Source organism: Paenibacillus maysiensis (genome assembly GCF_000520815.1).
GTDB lineage: Bacteria > Bacillota > Bacilli > Paenibacillales > Paenibacillaceae > Paenibacillus > Paenibacillus maysiensis.
This window is the reverse complement of the sequence record NZ_ASRY01000176.1, coordinates 52,390-67,573: the sequence shown is the minus strand read 5'-3', so window position 1 is coordinate 67,573 and position 15,184 is coordinate 52,390. Positions and strand designations below refer to the sequence as shown.

At 49.4% G+C, this 15,184-nt stretch carries 14 protein-coding genes and 1 pseudogene; 2 read left to right on the top strand and 13 right to left on the bottom strand.

What is annotated here, in order from left to right; all coding sequences use genetic code 11:
- Positions 1-173 precede the first annotated feature (173 nt).
- The 4 genes and pseudogenes from L696_RS0111350 to L696_RS32505 all read right to left on the bottom strand — a co-directional run.
- On the bottom strand, positions 174-665 hold the full coding sequence (locus L696_RS0111350) for a DinB family protein (protein ID WP_025683729.1): 492 nt from the start codon (positions 663-665) through the stop codon (positions 174-176).
- 28 nt (positions 666-693) lie between these two features.
- Positions 694-1,629 (bottom strand): helix-turn-helix domain-containing protein, encoded by a 936-nt coding sequence (locus L696_RS0111345; RefSeq protein WP_025683728.1) that lies wholly within the window; start codon positions 1,627-1,629, stop codon positions 694-696.
- 120 nt (positions 1,630-1,749) lie between these two features.
- A complete protein-coding gene (locus L696_RS28540) occupies positions 1,750-1,917 on the bottom strand; it encodes a CxxH/CxxC protein (protein WP_081750721.1) in 168 nt (55 codons plus the stop codon).
- Between the two features lie 108 nt (positions 1,918-2,025).
- Positions 2,026-2,124 (bottom strand): annotated as a pseudogene (locus L696_RS32505) (SAM-dependent methyltransferase); the annotation flags it as partial.
- Positions 2,125-2,376: 252 nt separating this feature from the next.
- Between L696_RS32505 and L696_RS0111335 the strand changes: the two are divergent.
- Positions 2,377-4,098 (top strand): cellulase family glycosylhydrolase, encoded by a 1,722-nt coding sequence (locus L696_RS0111335; protein WP_025683727.1) that lies wholly within the window; start codon positions 2,377-2,379, stop codon positions 4,096-4,098.
- Positions 4,099-4,187: 89 nt separating this feature from the next.
- Here L696_RS0111335 and L696_RS0111330 read toward each other — a convergent pair whose 3' ends face one another.
- Positions 4,188-5,423, bottom strand: coding sequence for a S1C family serine protease (locus L696_RS0111330; protein ID WP_025683726.1), 1,236 nt, complete (start codon positions 5,421-5,423; stop codon positions 4,188-4,190).
- Positions 5,424-5,908: 485 nt separating this feature from the next.
- Between L696_RS0111330 and L696_RS0111325 the strand changes: the two genes are divergently transcribed.
- Complete coding sequence (locus tag L696_RS0111325) at positions 5,909-6,115, top strand: hypothetical protein (protein WP_014278958.1); 207 nt, start codon at positions 5,909-5,911, stop codon at positions 6,113-6,115.
- Here L696_RS0111325 and L696_RS0111320 read toward each other — a convergent pair.
- The 8 genes from L696_RS0111320 to L696_RS0111285 all read right to left on the bottom strand — a co-directional run bounded on the left by L696_RS0111320 (position 6,084) and on the right by L696_RS0111285 (position 15,160).
- Positions 6,084-6,890 (bottom strand): MBL fold metallo-hydrolase, encoded by an 807-nt coding sequence (locus L696_RS0111320; protein ID WP_025683725.1) that lies wholly within the window; start codon positions 6,888-6,890, stop codon positions 6,084-6,086. The genes L696_RS0111325 and L696_RS0111320 overlap by 32 nt on opposite strands.
- 6 nt (positions 6,891-6,896) lie before the next feature.
- Entirely contained in the window at positions 6,897-7,661 is a 765-nt protein-coding gene (gene yycI / locus L696_RS0111315) for a two-component system regulatory protein YycI (protein WP_025683724.1), read from the bottom strand.
- A 34-nt stretch (positions 7,662-7,695) separates the two neighbouring features.
- Positions 7,696-9,039 (bottom strand): YycH family regulatory protein, encoded by a 1,344-nt coding sequence (locus L696_RS0111310; RefSeq protein ID WP_025683723.1) that lies wholly within the window; start codon positions 9,037-9,039, stop codon positions 7,696-7,698.
- Positions 9,036-10,790 (bottom strand): cell wall metabolism sensor histidine kinase WalK, encoded by a 1,755-nt coding sequence (walK, locus tag L696_RS0111305; protein WP_425339316.1) that lies wholly within the window; start codon positions 10,788-10,790, stop codon positions 9,036-9,038. Before walK ends, L696_RS0111310 begins: the two co-directional genes overlap by 4 nt.
- A gap of 71 nt (positions 10,791-10,861) precedes the next feature.
- Entirely contained in the window at positions 10,862-11,593 is a 732-nt protein-coding gene (gene yycF, locus L696_RS0111300) for a response regulator YycF (protein ID WP_014278963.1), read from the bottom strand.
- A 232-nt stretch (positions 11,594-11,825) separates the two neighbouring features.
- Complete coding sequence (locus L696_RS0111295) at positions 11,826-13,349, bottom strand: M23 family metallopeptidase (RefSeq protein WP_025683721.1); 1,524 nt, start codon at positions 13,347-13,349, stop codon at positions 11,826-11,828.
- Between the two features lie 275 nt (positions 13,350-13,624).
- Positions 13,625-14,299: a hypothetical protein gene (locus tag L696_RS0111290; protein WP_025683720.1), complete on the bottom strand. Its 675-nt coding sequence runs from the start codon at positions 14,297-14,299 to the stop codon at positions 13,625-13,627.
- 144 nt (positions 14,300-14,443) lie between these two features.
- Positions 14,444-15,160, bottom strand: coding sequence for a GntR family transcriptional regulator (locus L696_RS0111285; RefSeq protein ID WP_025683719.1), 717 nt, complete (start codon positions 15,158-15,160; stop codon positions 14,444-14,446).
- Positions 15,161-15,184 lie beyond the last annotated feature (24 nt).

Below are 15,184 nucleotides of genomic sequence, written 5' to 3'. Positions count from 1 at the left end.
TGAGTTTGTAGCATTGACCAGCAGATTGAATGAAGATCAAATGGGATTCTCAGACGAGTTAGTAAAGAAGTTTCACGCGCGTTTGAGTAAGGCCATTCCACCCCGGAAAAGCTTGATTACAACCAAAAAAAGAGCACCGCACAGGTGCCCTCCAAATCTTTTATAAAAAACACTCAAGCGTACAACATAAAAAAGCTCACTTCATGCCCCAATTGCTTCAGATAATTGTAAATCTGCGAACGGTGATGGAACACATGTGTCACGGTCTCGATCTGCCATTGGACTTGCACATGTCCATGCTCCATATAAAAAGCTTTGGTCGAACGATTCAAATAATCGTCTTCGCTAAGCGAAAGAATGTAAGCTTTATACGCCTCAAAATTCTCCCTGAAACTTACAGCCAAACGTTCGGGATCTTCCACCCCGGACAGGCTATTTTCAAGGCTTCCCACTTCACCCTCAGACTTCTCCTGATGCATAATGGCAAGATCCGAAGCAGGAATGAGTACAAAATGATGCACTAGCTCCAAAAGTGAGCGGAAATTGTCCTGTGGACGAAAGCTCCAATCCTCTGGACGTATTTTACGGATCAGGGCTTCTCCTGTTCGTACTCCAGTCTCCAGCTCATTCAGCAAATGTTCCCGAATTTGTAGCGTTCCACTCATGCGCTCATCTCTCCTTCGTCATTCTTCTTCATGTTTTGAATATAATGGAAGCCTCAGGACGTGTATTGTAAAAATCGGACAACTTTCGAAAATCCCTTGCCGCAGTAAGCGGAGAATCGCCATAGAATCTGCGAAAATCACGGTTTAGATGGGCTTGATCAAAAAAGCTATACTCCAACGCAAGCTCCGTCCAATCCAGAGGGCCACCGCTTTGAATACTTTGCAGAACGCTCTGGAAGCGGACGACTTCACTGAACTTTTTGGGGCTGATCCCGATCCATTGCTCAAACTTGCGGTTGATCTGTCTTTCACTGATCGCTTCGCGCTCTGCTAGCTCTTTAACACTCATACTCCCACTACTTACAAAGATACGATGCAGCAGGTTTTTCATCAGTTCACAATCGTTCGTCCCTTGGCGCAGTATAAGCTGGTTCAGATACTCGTCCATCATCCGCACCCGTTCATTGAAATCCTGCGCCTCAAAAATACGCTCACCTATGACCGCGATACTTTCGGGCCAGATATCTTCCAAGCGAAAATGGCCACCTGTAAATAAATGAGTCGGCATGCTGTGAAAATAATGTGCCCCGCCCGGAAAAAATCGCACAGCAAAAATGCGTGTCTCGGTACCTGCTTGTCTGGCAGACACGAACGGATGTGTAAACGTCCCGCAGTACGACAGATCATAACGCTGACTGCTCGGGTCGTATTCTAATAGAATATCCGTGCAGCCGTCAGGTAATACCCGATCCACCGCTTCTTCCTCCAGCCAGCATGATGAAGCTGCGTCTTCACACGAAACGGCTAGACCTCCCTCTACTTCTCTAGTAGACGGACCGGACTCCCAATAGCAAGCCACGTAAGCCCTAAGCGCAGCAGACGGCCTTTTTTCGATATAGGTTGTGGAAGAATCACTTCCATTGACCTGAATCGGACGAAACAGTGAATGCAGCAAGGGGTCCATCCATCGTTCACTCCTGTCTCTGCACGTGTTGGGAATAAATATAGCTCTATGCATGAGGATTTTGCAAAAATCCTGGTATACAAAAAGGACGTTTCTACCCGAAACGCCCGTGCTTGTTTTTTAGACGACTAAAAATTCCGCTTTCTGCTCACATTCCTTGCACTTCACTGGAGGGTCCCAATCCGAAAATTTCGTTTCCTTGAGATCGACGACATCCGGTGCATCCTCGTATTCATCGACGAACATATCAATTGCCAGTTCCACATGCTCTTTACATACCACGTACATCCCAGTTGCATCCCTTTCCGTATGAAGCTCTTCCAGTTGTTTGGTGTCTGTTACAAACGCCTTCTTTTGTTCTACCACACTTAACGCGGAAAGAAAAGGGCTTGATTCCTATCCCTGTCGTCTGGTTTTAAAAATGAGGAAATTACTGACGTTCAGGTCCTCGCGGAAATCGGGATATCGCTCCAGCATCTCTGCCGACGGCTTCGGTATCCCGCTTGTTCATATCCAGTTCATTCTCCCTTCTGTACTGACTAAACCGCGCTAATCTACTTTCCCAGTAGGACAATAAATTTTACTAAAATTCCCTCTTATTATTAATAATAACGTTTACGATGATAAAATATCTAATTTACACATGATTTTTACATGAATTTTACAGGTATTCCTTACTGAAATAGTATGATAGTCTTTTATTGGAAAACGCTTTCAAAAATAACTTTGTAAAGGGGCCTGCCTGTTATGTTAAAACGAAGACACGTTTCATTGCTGTCGCTGACCCTTGCCATCACCCTGTTGTTATCCACGTTCGCGTCCGTTGCCACCGCTGCTGAATCTGAAGGACAAGCACCACAAGCCACCGCAGCCAGCAGTATGCAATCGTATGTCGAAGCCATGCAGCCCGGATGGAATCTGGGCAATTCTCTGGATGCTGTCGGGGCAGATGAGACTGCCTGGGGCAATCCACGCATTACTCAGGCACTGATCCAACAAATTGCTGCCCAAGGATACAAAAGTATCCGTATTCCCGTCACCTGGGATAAACACATAGGAGCAGCACCGAATTATACCGTTGACTCTGCCTACATGAACCGTGTGGATGAGGTTGTTCGCTGGGCACTGGATGCCAATCTGTACGTCATGATTAATGTCCATCATGATTCATGGCTGTGGGTCAGCAGTATGGAGCCCAAGCATGATGAAGTACTGGCTCGTTATAACGCATTATGGACACAAATTGCCAATCGCTTTAAAGATCAGCCTAACAAGCTGATGTTCGAAAGCATTAATGAACCCCGTTTCTCCGAAGGCAGGACGACAGACGAAGCGAAAATGAAACAGATGCTCCAAGAACTGAATGTTTCCTTCCACAAAATTGTCCGCGCCTCTGGCGGTAATAATGGAACCCGCCCACTTGTTCTGCCCGGCTTGGATACTTCACCTGCCCAGAACAAAATCAACGAGCTGTACAACACGATAACCAAGCTGAACGATCCCAACCTGATTGCGACTGTCCACTATTATGGCTATTGGCCTTTTAGTGTGAATATTGCCGGATATACTACATTTGAGAAGGATACCAAAAACGATATTATTCAAACCTTTGATAACGCCTATAACACATTTGTAGCCAAGGGCATCCCGGTCATCGTCGGTGAATACGGCCTGCTCGGCTTCGATAAAAATACAGGCGTTATTGAACAAGGCGAAAAGCTGAAATTCTTTGAGTTTTTGACCTATTATATGAAAGAGAAAAAATTAACAGGCATCCTCTGGGATAATGGCCAGCATTTTAACCGCACAACATACAAGTGGTCCGATCCTGAACTCTTCAATGTCATGAAATCCAGCTTAAAAGGACGTTCCTCCAATGCAGTCAGTGACCTCATTCACTTGAAGAAAGGCACTTCCGTTCAGGATGCCACGGTCACTTTAAACCTGAACGGCAATCAGTTGAGCACACTAACCGCCAACAACAAGCAACTGAAACTTGGCACCGACTACACACTGAGCGGAGATACATTAACCTTGAAGGCCAGCTTGCTCACCAGCCTAACCACTTCCGGTAAATATGGTGAGAATGCAGTAATTAACGCCAAGTTTAATAAGGGGGCAGACTGGAATTTTAAAGTAGTCGTGTATGATACACCAAAATTAAGCGCTACCGAGGGCACTACGCAAACCTTTACCATTCCAACGGACTTCCGTGGCAGCCAGCTTGCCACAATGGAAGCTGTTTATACCAATGGCGGCAATGCCGGTCCGCAGGATTGGACACCGTATAAGGAATTTGGCAACACCTTTGCCCCTGCGTATGATGCGAATGGCATCAAGCTGCTACCTGAATTTTTTAACAGTGTGAAGGATGGTGAAGTCACGCTGAAGTTCCATTTCTGGAGCGGTGATGTGGTAACATACAAAATTACCAAGAGCGGAACCCGTGTAACGGGAACGGCATCCTAACCTAAAATACAACCGACAAACTGAAAAGGCGTTCCCGGAAAATGATCCGGAGAACGCCCTTTTTTATAGTTATGCCTATAAATTATACCTTAGCCGTCCGGCTTATCCGTTAATTTCAACGTCACGGATTCTTCCTTGCCTGCCCGGTAAAAGGTAACTTTCAGCTCGTCGCCAATCTTCTTGTTATCATACAAGTAGCGACGCAAATCAAGCGTGGAGTTAATCGGTTCAATATCGAACGCGGTAATGACATCGTTCAGCTTCAAGCCTGCCTCCTCGGCAGGGCCGTGCGCCTCCAGAACAACCGCTCCGTCCTTTACAGTGTCAGGCAACTTGAGTTCCTTGCGCTGTGTTTCATCCAGCGGGGCATACTCATTATTGAGGTCAACTGTGTATACTCCCAGATAAGGACGGGTAATCTTGCCGTCCTCAACCAGTTCATTCACCGTCTTCATGACCTCATTGGCGGGAATGGCGAAGCCGAGTCCTTCCACACCGGTATCAGCAATTTTCATCGTATTGATGCCTATCACACGTCCGTCCAGATCGACCAGCGCACCGCCGCTGTTTCCTTCATTAATCGCTGCATCGGTCTGGATGACATGCTGCTCCCAGTCATATACGCCATCCTGATTAATGGAAATGGGAATAATCCGATTCGTATAGCTCACAATGCCTGAGGTGAGCGTATCGCCCAAGCCAAGCGGATTACCAATGGCAATCACGGTCTCGCCCAGACGAAGCTTACTGGAATCACCGATATCCGCTATCGTGCTAATGCCCTTATTGTCTACCGCCAGCACTGCGATATCGCTAATGCGATCCTTGCCGATCAGCTTCGCCTCTTTTTTGACACCATCCACAGTTACAATCTCCAGATCATCCGAGCCTTCAATCACATGATTGTTAGTCATAATAAAGGCTTTGCCGGAGGTTAGCCGGAAAATAACACCCGATCCAAGCGCCGACGGCTCTGCGCTATGACCGTCTCCCCCTTTCAGGTTCACGATGCTGACGACGGCCGGACGCACCTTGGCTGCCGCCTGCACAATCCGGTCATACGGGTCACCCGCCGCTTGGCGCATGGGATAATGACTTGCTCCGGTTACCGCTGTAGTGGAGGGCAGACCTGTAATAAAGCTGAACAGGAGCACCGCAACTACTGCACTGACTGCACCGCTAATGACAGCAGCCTGCACCGGACTCACGCCCCAGTTCCTGTACGGCCATCGTCCCTGTCCTCCACGACGTGCCTTGAATGCCTTTTTTTTGGCCGCACGCGTGGATACCCTCGTTGAATAAAAATCGTCATCAAACAAGCCCATGCTAATCCTCTCCCCTTCGTTGTCATGCACCGACACTCACTAAAAAATTAGGGCTATTCGGGCTTGCGCCAACCTATGCTACAGAGACTCGCTCCGTTTGAACGCCAAAATGGATTGAATATCCCCCATGACCGAAACAACCGCTCATTTCAGCCTACTTATTAATCACCACAAATGGGGCCTCCCTAAGCATCCTGATCTCATAAACCAGCATACACGTCGCATCCCACTCCGAATAGAGGAAAAAGGAGGAATGATTTCCAAATCAGTTGACTACAATAGTAACAAGTCTTCTATTCTATTACAAAATGATCGTCTCATAGAGACGTTCTGGCCTGTTCCCGTTCGCTTGTAACAGCTTATGCTTCCGATACAAGCCTTCTTTCAGAAAGCTTTCAGTTGTTAGCTTTATTGTATCACAGCACCCGGCAAAACCAAGCTGATCACACGCCATTTTTCAAATATTTTAACAGGAGGAATGTATGATGAATCAACATCGCTCAGCTATGGATGAAGTTCGTATGGCTGCCAAGCTTGCGGATCTGAAAGACGAGCATTACCGCAACACTTTGGCGTTAAGTACACTCATTGAGCTATTGGTGGACAAAGGCATTGTGACCCGCGAAGAGGTAGAACGCAAAGCCGCCGAGCTGGACAGCTTTATGGCTCACTTACCTTATCCCACGGTGTAGGACGGTCATAATACGTATCGCACAATCGGAACTCACTGTCCTTGTAAAAGCAGCCGCGATCTTCCATTGCTCCGCGCACGGTCAGCTTTGCCAGCTCCATCATATTGTGGTCGCGGCTCAAATGCGCCAAATACGTTCGCTTCGTCCGTCCCGTCAGCAGCTCGCTAAGGATCGCGCCCGCCATTTCATTGGATAAGTGACCGATATCGCTGAGAATACGACGCTTGATATTCCATGGATAACGTCCCATGCGCAGCATTTCCACATCATGATTAGACTCCAGTACCAATACATCTGCGTCTGAAATGGCCTGCTTCACCTTGTCGCTGACATAGCCGAGATCAGTGGCTACACTGAGCTTCTCTGCCCCATCGTAAAAGCTATAGCCTACCGGCTCAGCCGCATCATGGGATATGCCAAAAGACTCTACGCGCAACGATTCAAATTCCCGTGTGCCGCCTGTCTCCAATATTCTGCGGTTATCGTCCGCAATCTGACCAACGGCATTACTGATGGCAAACCATGTCTTCTCATTCGCGTACACAGGTAAATTATATTTACGCGCCATGGCGCCTAGTCCTTTAACATGATCGGAATGCTCATGTGTGACCAAAATACCATCCAACTCTTCTCCGCTCAGATCGCGTTCCTTTAGCAATTCATCAATACGCTTCGCGCTGAGACCTGCGTCGATGAGTAATGTCGTGTCTTCGTTCCGGACAACGGTGGCGTTGCCGGTCGAACCGCTCGACAGCACGGTAAATGAAATCCCCATATCTGTTCAAGACCCTTCTGTTTGTTCTGTCTTTGGACTTATGACATCTCCATTCATCTGCACGTAATACACGCCTTGCCCGTTATCCAGCATAAACCGCCATACAGGCGCAGCTACCTGGCTATCCGAGTTAAAGGTTTGTCCGTAATAACCAAGCCGAATATCCTTCACAATCGCATCACGCGGCAAATAACTGTCAATCAACCGTGCCAGCGCCTTGGATGCGGGCAGCATTTTCTTCGCTTCATCCGAGGGCTGGAGTTCAACCTGAATTTTGCGATATCCTGTAATCTTCTGATTGCTGTAAAACAGAGCCAGCTTCACATTAAACAGCGGCCATTTATCCTGTACCAACGGATGCAGCACAAAAGCGTCCGTCTGTCCGGATGCCGGCTCCTCCTGTACATCCAGTGGATCATACTGGTAGTTGTCGATATCCTTGATTTGCGGCTGTAATGCCTCAACCAGCGAATCGTGAGTGAATACAAGCTTGCTGTCTACCGGCTTTACCAGTTGCACGCGATCATCCTTTTTCCCACTATGAACATACGTATAGGAAAGCTTGGGCAGCTGCGGGGTATCTCCGGGAATCGGAGCCAGCACCTGAATGCTCTTTTCTTCCATTAAACGCTGCGTATTTTCATCCAATGAAGTAAAATCCAAATTCGGCCCTGCCGTTTCCTGCGCATCATTCCACAACTGGCGCCCCAGCACTACATTGAGCAGCAAAAATGTACAGATCAGTACGTTTTTCGCGCGGCTCCAATCCATTCCCGTTCCCCCTTTCTGCCATAAGCCTATATGGTCACTTCTTTGACTCCTGAGATTGCTGTGTTTGCGGTGTACTCGACGTTGTCGCTGTTATGGCCACAGCGTGAATCTCTGCCACTGAACCATCGCCCAACGTAACCCGCCACTCGGGAATGAGCTTTAACCCATCATTGATCAACTCCGGCTGATATACAGGGGTCAGATTTCTAATCGTTTTCCCTTTGGCTACAGCCTCCAACTGCTTCTTCAAGGTTTCGCCGCCTGGAAGCATAACCTTTTTCGAGGATTGTTCGCCGCCCTTCAGATACAACAGCGAACGATCATAGACGGATGCCGTTTCCTGCTGGATTTCCAACAAAATCGTGCCAAACCGGAAGGATGGCGTGTCCAGCACCGGATAAGCCCCGTAATACTGCTGAAACAGCACGCTTGTACGATCTTCATTGCTGCTTCTGATTTTCAGTTGATAAGAAGCATCCCAACCGCCATGTTGATTTACAAAATCAACCGCGGCCAACACATCCCTAATCGGGCTGCTTCCGCTCGCTCCCGGGGCGCTGGGATCGGTATAGCTCATCCATCGCTGATCCTGCTTGATTTGCAGACTGCGCTTGCTGTCTGTATAAATTTGGGAACCATCCTTCTCCTGGATATTACGTGTAATCCCTGGATCGAAAAACAAATTCCGTTGCATCTGCTCTGTCGTGAACAACCCGGCATATACCACGGGCTGCACCGTCTCCAGGTTATCTGCGGGAATGTAATACTGATTATCCACCAGCTCGTACAACGGGGCATTTTTACCGAAATTCACATGCTGCCGGATATCCTCCACCGTCATATCGAACTGATTCGCCTCATACACCACATCGCCTCTGGCACTGAAAAAGAGAGCATGCGGCTTGGCATTTTTCTCATCTATATAGATCCAGATACGGTTAATCGTCTCTCCCTGAAATACAGAATCCGGCGTCAGACGCATGACCCTCTCCAGCAGTGAAACAGGAACGCCCCCCGAAAAGGACAGCTCCATGCCCTCATTCTCGCTGCGAATCCGCGCCCAATCCGCCGAATGGATACTCCGACGTTGAAAGCTGTTAAAGCTCCGGCTTTCCAGCCGTGTAAAAATCAAATCATAGAAAGCAACGCCCGGATAAAAAACGGTATGCTTGTTTTGCCCTTGGTGAATCAGCATTTTATCGGGAAACACGAGATTTTCAATCCTTTTCTCCTGTCCCATGCTCTCGGTTTTGACATAATTCGTCTCCGAAGTAAGTACAGAATCACTGCCCGGAAGGCGATAAATCAGAAAATAACTCTGTACGAGGCTGGAAGCAACCAGCAAAATAAGCGCCCATGACTTCAAACGTTCCTTCACTGTGCTTCCCTCCCTTCACCCGACATGGGTAGTGTAAAGGTCGTACAGGTTCCCTGACCGTATTCTGACTCCAGAAAAATCTGGCCCCCATGCGCCTTTACAATTTCCCGGGCAATCGATAGCCCCAAGCCTGTGCCACCCATATTGCGCGATCTGGCCTTGTCCACACGGTAAAACCGTTCAAAAATCCGGTCCAAATCCTTTTTGGGAATCCCTATCCCGGTATCCTGTACCGAAATAGCCAGCATTCCCTCGCTATTACGGCGAGCTTCAATCCGAATATTTCCGCCCTCCGGCGTATATTTCAAAGCATTGGACATCAGATTGTCCAACACCTGCTCAATTTGATCCCGGTCAATCACGACCTTGCCGACCCCCTGCTCCACGAACATTCCAGACCGGATATTCTTTTGCTTCATTTGAAAAGAAAACCGATCCGCGACTTCGTCCAGCATCTCCATCACATCCGCAGGCTGCATCCGCAAAGGCGCTTCATTGGAATCCAGCCGCGACAAATGCAGCAAATCCGTAACTAACCGGATCATACGCTCCGTCTCGTTGCGGATCACACCTACGAAACGCTCCGCGAGCTGCGGTTCACCCATTGCCCCGTCATCCAGCGCTTCGGCATAGCTGCGGATCGTCGTCAACGGGGTGCGCAGCTCATGCGATACATTCGCTACGAACTCCCGCCGTGTCGTCTCCATTTCCTCCTGCTCCGTCACGTCCTGAAGCACCGCAATCGTTCCCGTGATGCCAAATTCCCGCCGATGAATCGGCGTGAACGTCACGCGGATAACGATCGGCTCGTCCTGACCCGCGGGCTCCAGCTGCAACAGCGTGGAGGCCGAAGAACCGCTGTACAGGGCCTCGGTTTCCTCCGGGTCGATACCGAGCAGCACTGCGATATGTCTGCCGGTCATTTCGTTCTCGTTCACGCCCAGCATCGCGCTGGCTCGGCGGTTGACCAGAATAACCCGGCCATTGTCATCTGTAGCGACCACACCGTCGCTCATGTTGGTCAAGATGGAGGAGAGCTTCTCCTTCTCCTCTTCATTTTGCGACAACGCCTCGCGCAAGCGGCCTGTCATATAGTTAAAGGCCACACTGAGCCTGCCGATCTCATCGTCGCCAAACACAGGCATCTGCTGGTCGAATTTGCCCTCGGCAACCTCTGTCGCATGACGCGTCATCACCTTGATCGGGTGTGTAATCGTATGCGCCAGCACCACGCCCAGCACAGCCGTCAACGCCAATGCAATAAGCATGCCTGATAGAAACACATTGTTAATGCGTTTCATCGTATCGTACAGCTCGGTCATGGAGGCAGCGATATACACTGCGCCGACAATCTTGCCTTGGCTGATGACGGGCTTGGCAACGACCTTCTTGCGGACATTATCCTCGTCCACCATGTATTCCTCGTTGTCACGGATACCCTGGAGTGCGCGGCTGACCACCGTCTGCGTATTTTTGCGTCCGACATAATCGGCGTGTGAGCCTTGGGACGTAATCAGCACCTTGCCGCTGGCATCCAGCACCTGAATTTCTGCGCCGCTGAAATCAAACAGATTATTCACGCGTGCACGCAAACTTTCTACGCTGTCTTCCTCCATTTTACCGTCACTGCCGCTCAGATCCTGTTCTGCCAGCACGGACAGCATTTCCGCCCGTGCCTGCAAGTCCTGTGTAAAGTTACTCGTCAGAGAGTTCTTCATCGAGCTGACAAAATAGACCCCGATTAGCTGCATCGCCACCAAAATCAACAGCACATAAATAATAATCAGCTTCGCATGAATGGTGCGAAAGAAAGACAGCCATCTCATGCCCGCAGGCCACCTTTGCCCCCGCTAATAATATATCCGAGTCCACGTCGCGTCAGGATCGTCTCCGGCTTGCTCGGGTTTTCCTCAATCTTCTCGCGCAGCCGCCGGATCGTCACATCCACCGTCCGCACATCTCCGTAGTATTCGAAGCCCCATACCGCCTGGAGCAAATGCTCCCGCGTCATGACCTTCCCGGCATTTTTCGCCATATAATACAGTAGCTCATACTCCCGATGCGTCAGATCGAGCGGTGTACCGTTTTTGTAAGCTGTATACATATCCGTATCAAAAAAGAGGTCCGCCACGCGCAGCCCCTGCTTCTCTTCCTGCGAGCGGCTTTCCGACGTGCCTGCCCCGCCGCGCTGCTGTCTACGCATCTGTGCCTTCACCCGCGCCAGCAATTCCCGTGTGCTGAACGGCTTCGTCACATAATCATCTGCGCCCAGTTCCAGCCCCAACACCTTGTCGATTTCGCCGTCTTTGGCAGTCAGCATAATAATCGGCGTCTGTAGCTGATGCCCGCGCACCTCGCGGCACACGTCCATGCCGTCCATGCCCGGCAGCATCAGGTCGAGCAGAATCAGGTCAGGCTGCTGCTTGACCGCGATATCCACCGCGCTGATTCCATCGAAGGCGCAAATCACCTGATAGCCCTCTTTTTCCAAATTAAATTTCAAAATATCAGCGATAGGCTGTTCATCATCCACCACCAGAATCGTTCCCTGCATACAGCGCTCACCTCTTCTCACGGATCGTAATCTATATTGAACTTTCGCTTGTCAGTATCCATAAGATGCTTATTCTATTCTATCACACACACACGCCATTCCATTACTTCTTCGGACCCTTTCTTTACGCAGAAAAAAAACCATGCCTGCACCTGACTTTAAGCATGCAGAAAAACATGGTCTTTCCCCTTGATCCTCATGAATCATGTACATTTCTATATAAACAACAAATCTATCTTAAATACGTCATTGGATTTTGTGCTGTATTGTTTTTACGGATTTCAAAATGCAGATGTGTTCCTGTCGAGCGTCCTGTATTCCCCATAACCCCGATCGACTCGCCTTGTTGAACGACCTGTCCTACATGAACGCCAATGCTGCTCAAATGCCCGTACACCGTTTGGTAGCCGTTGCGATGATCGATCATAATGACATTGCCGTAGCCATTCTGTTGACCCGCAAATGTGACTACGCCTTCATCCGATGCGTGAATGTCAGGACTACCGACCAAATCGACACCCTCATGCATACGCCCCCAGCGTGCGCCAAAACTACTCGACATTGTTGCGCCGGACACCGGCCAAGCGAACTGTCCTGAGCCTTCTCCCACGACCTTCGTTCCTCTCAGAACCACCTCAGTAACAGACGGCTGCAATACCTTTTGACCGAGCCATTCTTCTTGCACAACCTCGCCGTTCTCCTTGGTCAGACGGTAATCCATTTCCTTCAAGCCCGCTTGTCCCGGTCTGACGACCTTGGTGACTCCTGCTTTCAGTTCGTCACTTTGGCGAACCTCAATCTCAGGCTCAATGGCAATCTGCTCGACGACCTTCTCCACCGTCCGGACCGTAACCGGAGCCTTTGGAGCCGTGAGCTTCAGTTCATCCCCGATTTGCAGATACCGCTCACGCGAGCCGGGGTTGTTCTGCTTAATCTCCCAAGCGGTCATATTAAATTTATTCGCAATCGACGACAAGGAATCGCCCTCCTGCACTGTGTACGTTACAGGTGCCTCACGCGCTTCGGTCAGCGCTTTAACCGCTTCCGCCTCTGTCAGCACCTTGTTCGGGTCTGCTTTTACAGGCTCGTATGCAATTTTCTCGCGAATACTGGCAGACTCCAGCCACGCTTTAGGGGTTTTGCTACCGGTACTTGCATGACTGCTGCCCACGGATGTTTTGCGAACCAGTCCCTTGATGCCTGTAGCCATACCTTCACCCGCAGGTGTGTATTTCTTCTGCACTTGCTTTAAAGCTGCCTGCGCAGTCGCTTTATCCTTTACAATACCGACCGTCTGGCCGTTGACCTTTACTTCTACTCCTTTGGCATATGCGGTCAGCAACCCGTCCAGCTTCTTCAGTGTTGCTCCGCTGTCGATATCCACTTTATACGCCTTTTCGATGCCTGTCGTTACCGCGCTCGTATTGAGCACCATGTCCACACCGGGATACTTGTCCTTATATTGCTTGCTCTTCGTTGTATACAATTGCTTTAGCTGTTGCTCATTGAGGATGCTTCCAACCTCGACACCTTTTACATACACTTTATAATAAGGGACCGTATTGGCCCCGACATATTGATTACCCGCAAAAATAAGGCTGCCTGCAATCACCACACCGCCTGCGGTCCAGCTCAACCATTTTCTCCGTCCGCTCCACCACTTTGCTATTTTTCCCGTTTCCCCAGCAGGCTTGTCTTCCATGCTCAAACCTTCATTCCTGCTGTCTGGTGAATGCTTCTCCTTCAAAACCTCCATGATTCTCTCCTTTTCAGCATATCTTATCTCTATATAAATGCGTTCGTTATTGGTCTTTCACCCTATGAATCTAGCCTGTATTTACAAGTATCTATGATATTAGTCGCTATCTCTCATTGCATAGTTGCGTAAAAGGTTTCAAAATTTTAACCTTTTCGCGACACTGTTTACTTTAACATAGCTTTTACAAAGAATTCAACTGCACTCCAGATCCTTCCTGACACGCAAAAAAATCCGCGCCCGGCGCGGATTCCACAGTCCTATTGTGAGCATGTCTATTTAAGCATACCCATCAGCTTGTTGTATTCCTCTTTGGTCAAATATTTGGCAAGCACCTGCTGAATATCCTGAAGCTCTTGCTCGGTCAGGCCGCCTTCCATCGCGGCCGATATTTTCTGCATTTCCTCCGGCGGTAGCTTATTCATCAGAATCGCAAAAATTTCCTGCTTCTGCTCTGCGGGTAAGCTATTCTTCTTTTCCGTCAAATTATCAGGCGTAATGACCAGCTCATGACCTTCAATACTCGTTTCAGGTGTAGTTGTACCTTCTGCCCGTTCCTGTGATGCGTTGCCAGATGCACCAGCCGACGAAGAACCGCCCTCCTGCGGGGTTTTCCCATTCGTTGCCCCACTGGTACCCGTGCCTCCCGTATCGCTCCCGTTCGCTTCCAAGCCCTGTCCCATGACAGGCAAAGCATCATCAGGCGGTTTTACACTTTCCGAACCGCCGCCCGTAGCTTTGTTTTTTCCCGTATCTGTACTTTTATCGGTACCAGAGCTTCCCTTCAGCCAACCCAATCCCCATACCGGCTGATGATCCAGCTGAATGTTAAACTGCCGCAGCAGCGATTGAATATAGGCATTTACGACCACACCTGTTCCCGCCAGCGTTAAAGCACTGACCAGCACCACCGTCATTCCTTTTTTAAGCAGCCATCCAAGCCACCTCATATCCCGTTACCTCCTTATACGCATCTTGCCATGTGTATCATCATGAAGTGCATATAGATCAGTATTGACGAGATATGACGATTTTTAACCCTTGGAATATGTAAAACTAGCACGATTGGATAGTAGATGTGATGCTTCCATGGATCAGCGCGTACGGCGCACCCAAAAATGGAAAATGTCGCTGCGGACATAATCCAGTGAATACAACACCTGTCTGTTCAGCTCATCGTAATGAAGCTGCTTGAGCAGTAACACCGTGGCCTGCGGATGCTTCAACAGACGCGTCATATGGGCATCGTCATGACTCGGGACGGTAAGCTCCGAATACGCGCCAACGATTCGTACCCCGGCTTTAAGTTCCAGGCTTTGAAAAAGCGAACCCGAAAAAGACCCACCCTCCAAAATCGAACCTGCCAATGTCTCCGGCATCCAATTGATAGAATGGGCTACCGCTTCTCCATCGGCTGTGCGAGTCCGCTCCAGAATGATCATGGGCTCATTCTCGGAAAACCTCATTCGTTCGGCAATATCAGGGGGACATACCGTCATCCTCTTGATAGATTCCAACTGCTCATCCTCCCGCAACCCTGCCGAACGGATCATGTCCCCGATGCTGTACAGGCAGTCCAGCGAGCTTGGAATGCTCGGCAGCGGGCAAGTAGCGAACGTACCACTCCCGTGCTTCACCAACAGCTTGCCTTCCGTTTCCAACTGGCGGACGGCTCCCCGTAGCGTCGCACGCGAGACGCAGAACAATCGGGAAAGTTCAGCTTCCGAAGGCAGCCTCTCGCCCGGCTCAATTTGGTTGACCTCTATATATTCCTCTATAAGCTGCTTAATGTTCTCTTGTTTTGTTGACACCGTCCAAAGCCCAGCCTTTCTATT

Bases quoted from the DNA above. Each gene is read 5' to 3' on its own strand.
- L696_RS0111350 (WP_025683729.1), bottom strand. From the start codon at position 665: ATGAGTGGAACGCTACAAATTCGGGAACATTTGCTGAATGAGCTGGAG.
- L696_RS0111345 (WP_025683728.1), bottom strand. From the start codon at position 1,629: ATGGACCCCTTGCTGCATTCACTGTTTCGTCCGATTCAGGTCAATGGA.
- L696_RS28540 (WP_081750721.1), bottom strand. From the start codon at position 1,917: ATGTACGTGGTATGTAAAGAGCATGTGGAACTGGCAATTGATATGTTC.
- L696_RS0111335 (WP_025683727.1), top strand. From the start codon at position 2,377: ATGTTAAAACGAAGACACGTTTCATTGCTGTCGCTGACCCTTGCCATC.
- L696_RS0111330 (WP_025683726.1), bottom strand. From the start codon at position 5,423: ATGGGCTTGTTTGATGACGATTTTTATTCAACGAGGGTATCCACGCGT.
- L696_RS0111325 (WP_014278958.1), top strand. From the start codon at position 5,909: ATGAATCAACATCGCTCAGCTATGGATGAAGTTCGTATGGCTGCCAAG.
- L696_RS0111320 (WP_025683725.1), bottom strand. From the start codon at position 6,890: ATGGGGATTTCATTTACCGTGCTGTCGAGCGGTTCGACCGGCAACGCC.
- yycI (WP_025683724.1), bottom strand. From the start codon at position 7,661: ATGGATTGGAGCCGCGCGAAAAACGTACTGATCTGTACATTTTTGCTG.
- walK (WP_425339316.1), bottom strand. From the start codon at position 10,790: ATGCAGCTAATCGGGGTCTATTTTGTCAGCTCGATGAAGAACTCTCTG.
- yycF (WP_014278963.1), bottom strand. From the start codon at position 11,593: ATGCAGGGAACGATTCTGGTGGTGGATGATGAACAGCCTATCGCTGAT.
- L696_RS0111295 (WP_025683721.1), bottom strand. From the start codon at position 13,349: ATGGAGGTTTTGAAGGAGAAGCATTCACCAGACAGCAGGAATGAAGGT.
- L696_RS0111290 (WP_025683720.1), bottom strand. From the start codon at position 14,299: ATGAGGTGGCTTGGATGGCTGCTTAAAAAAGGAATGACGGTGGTGCTG.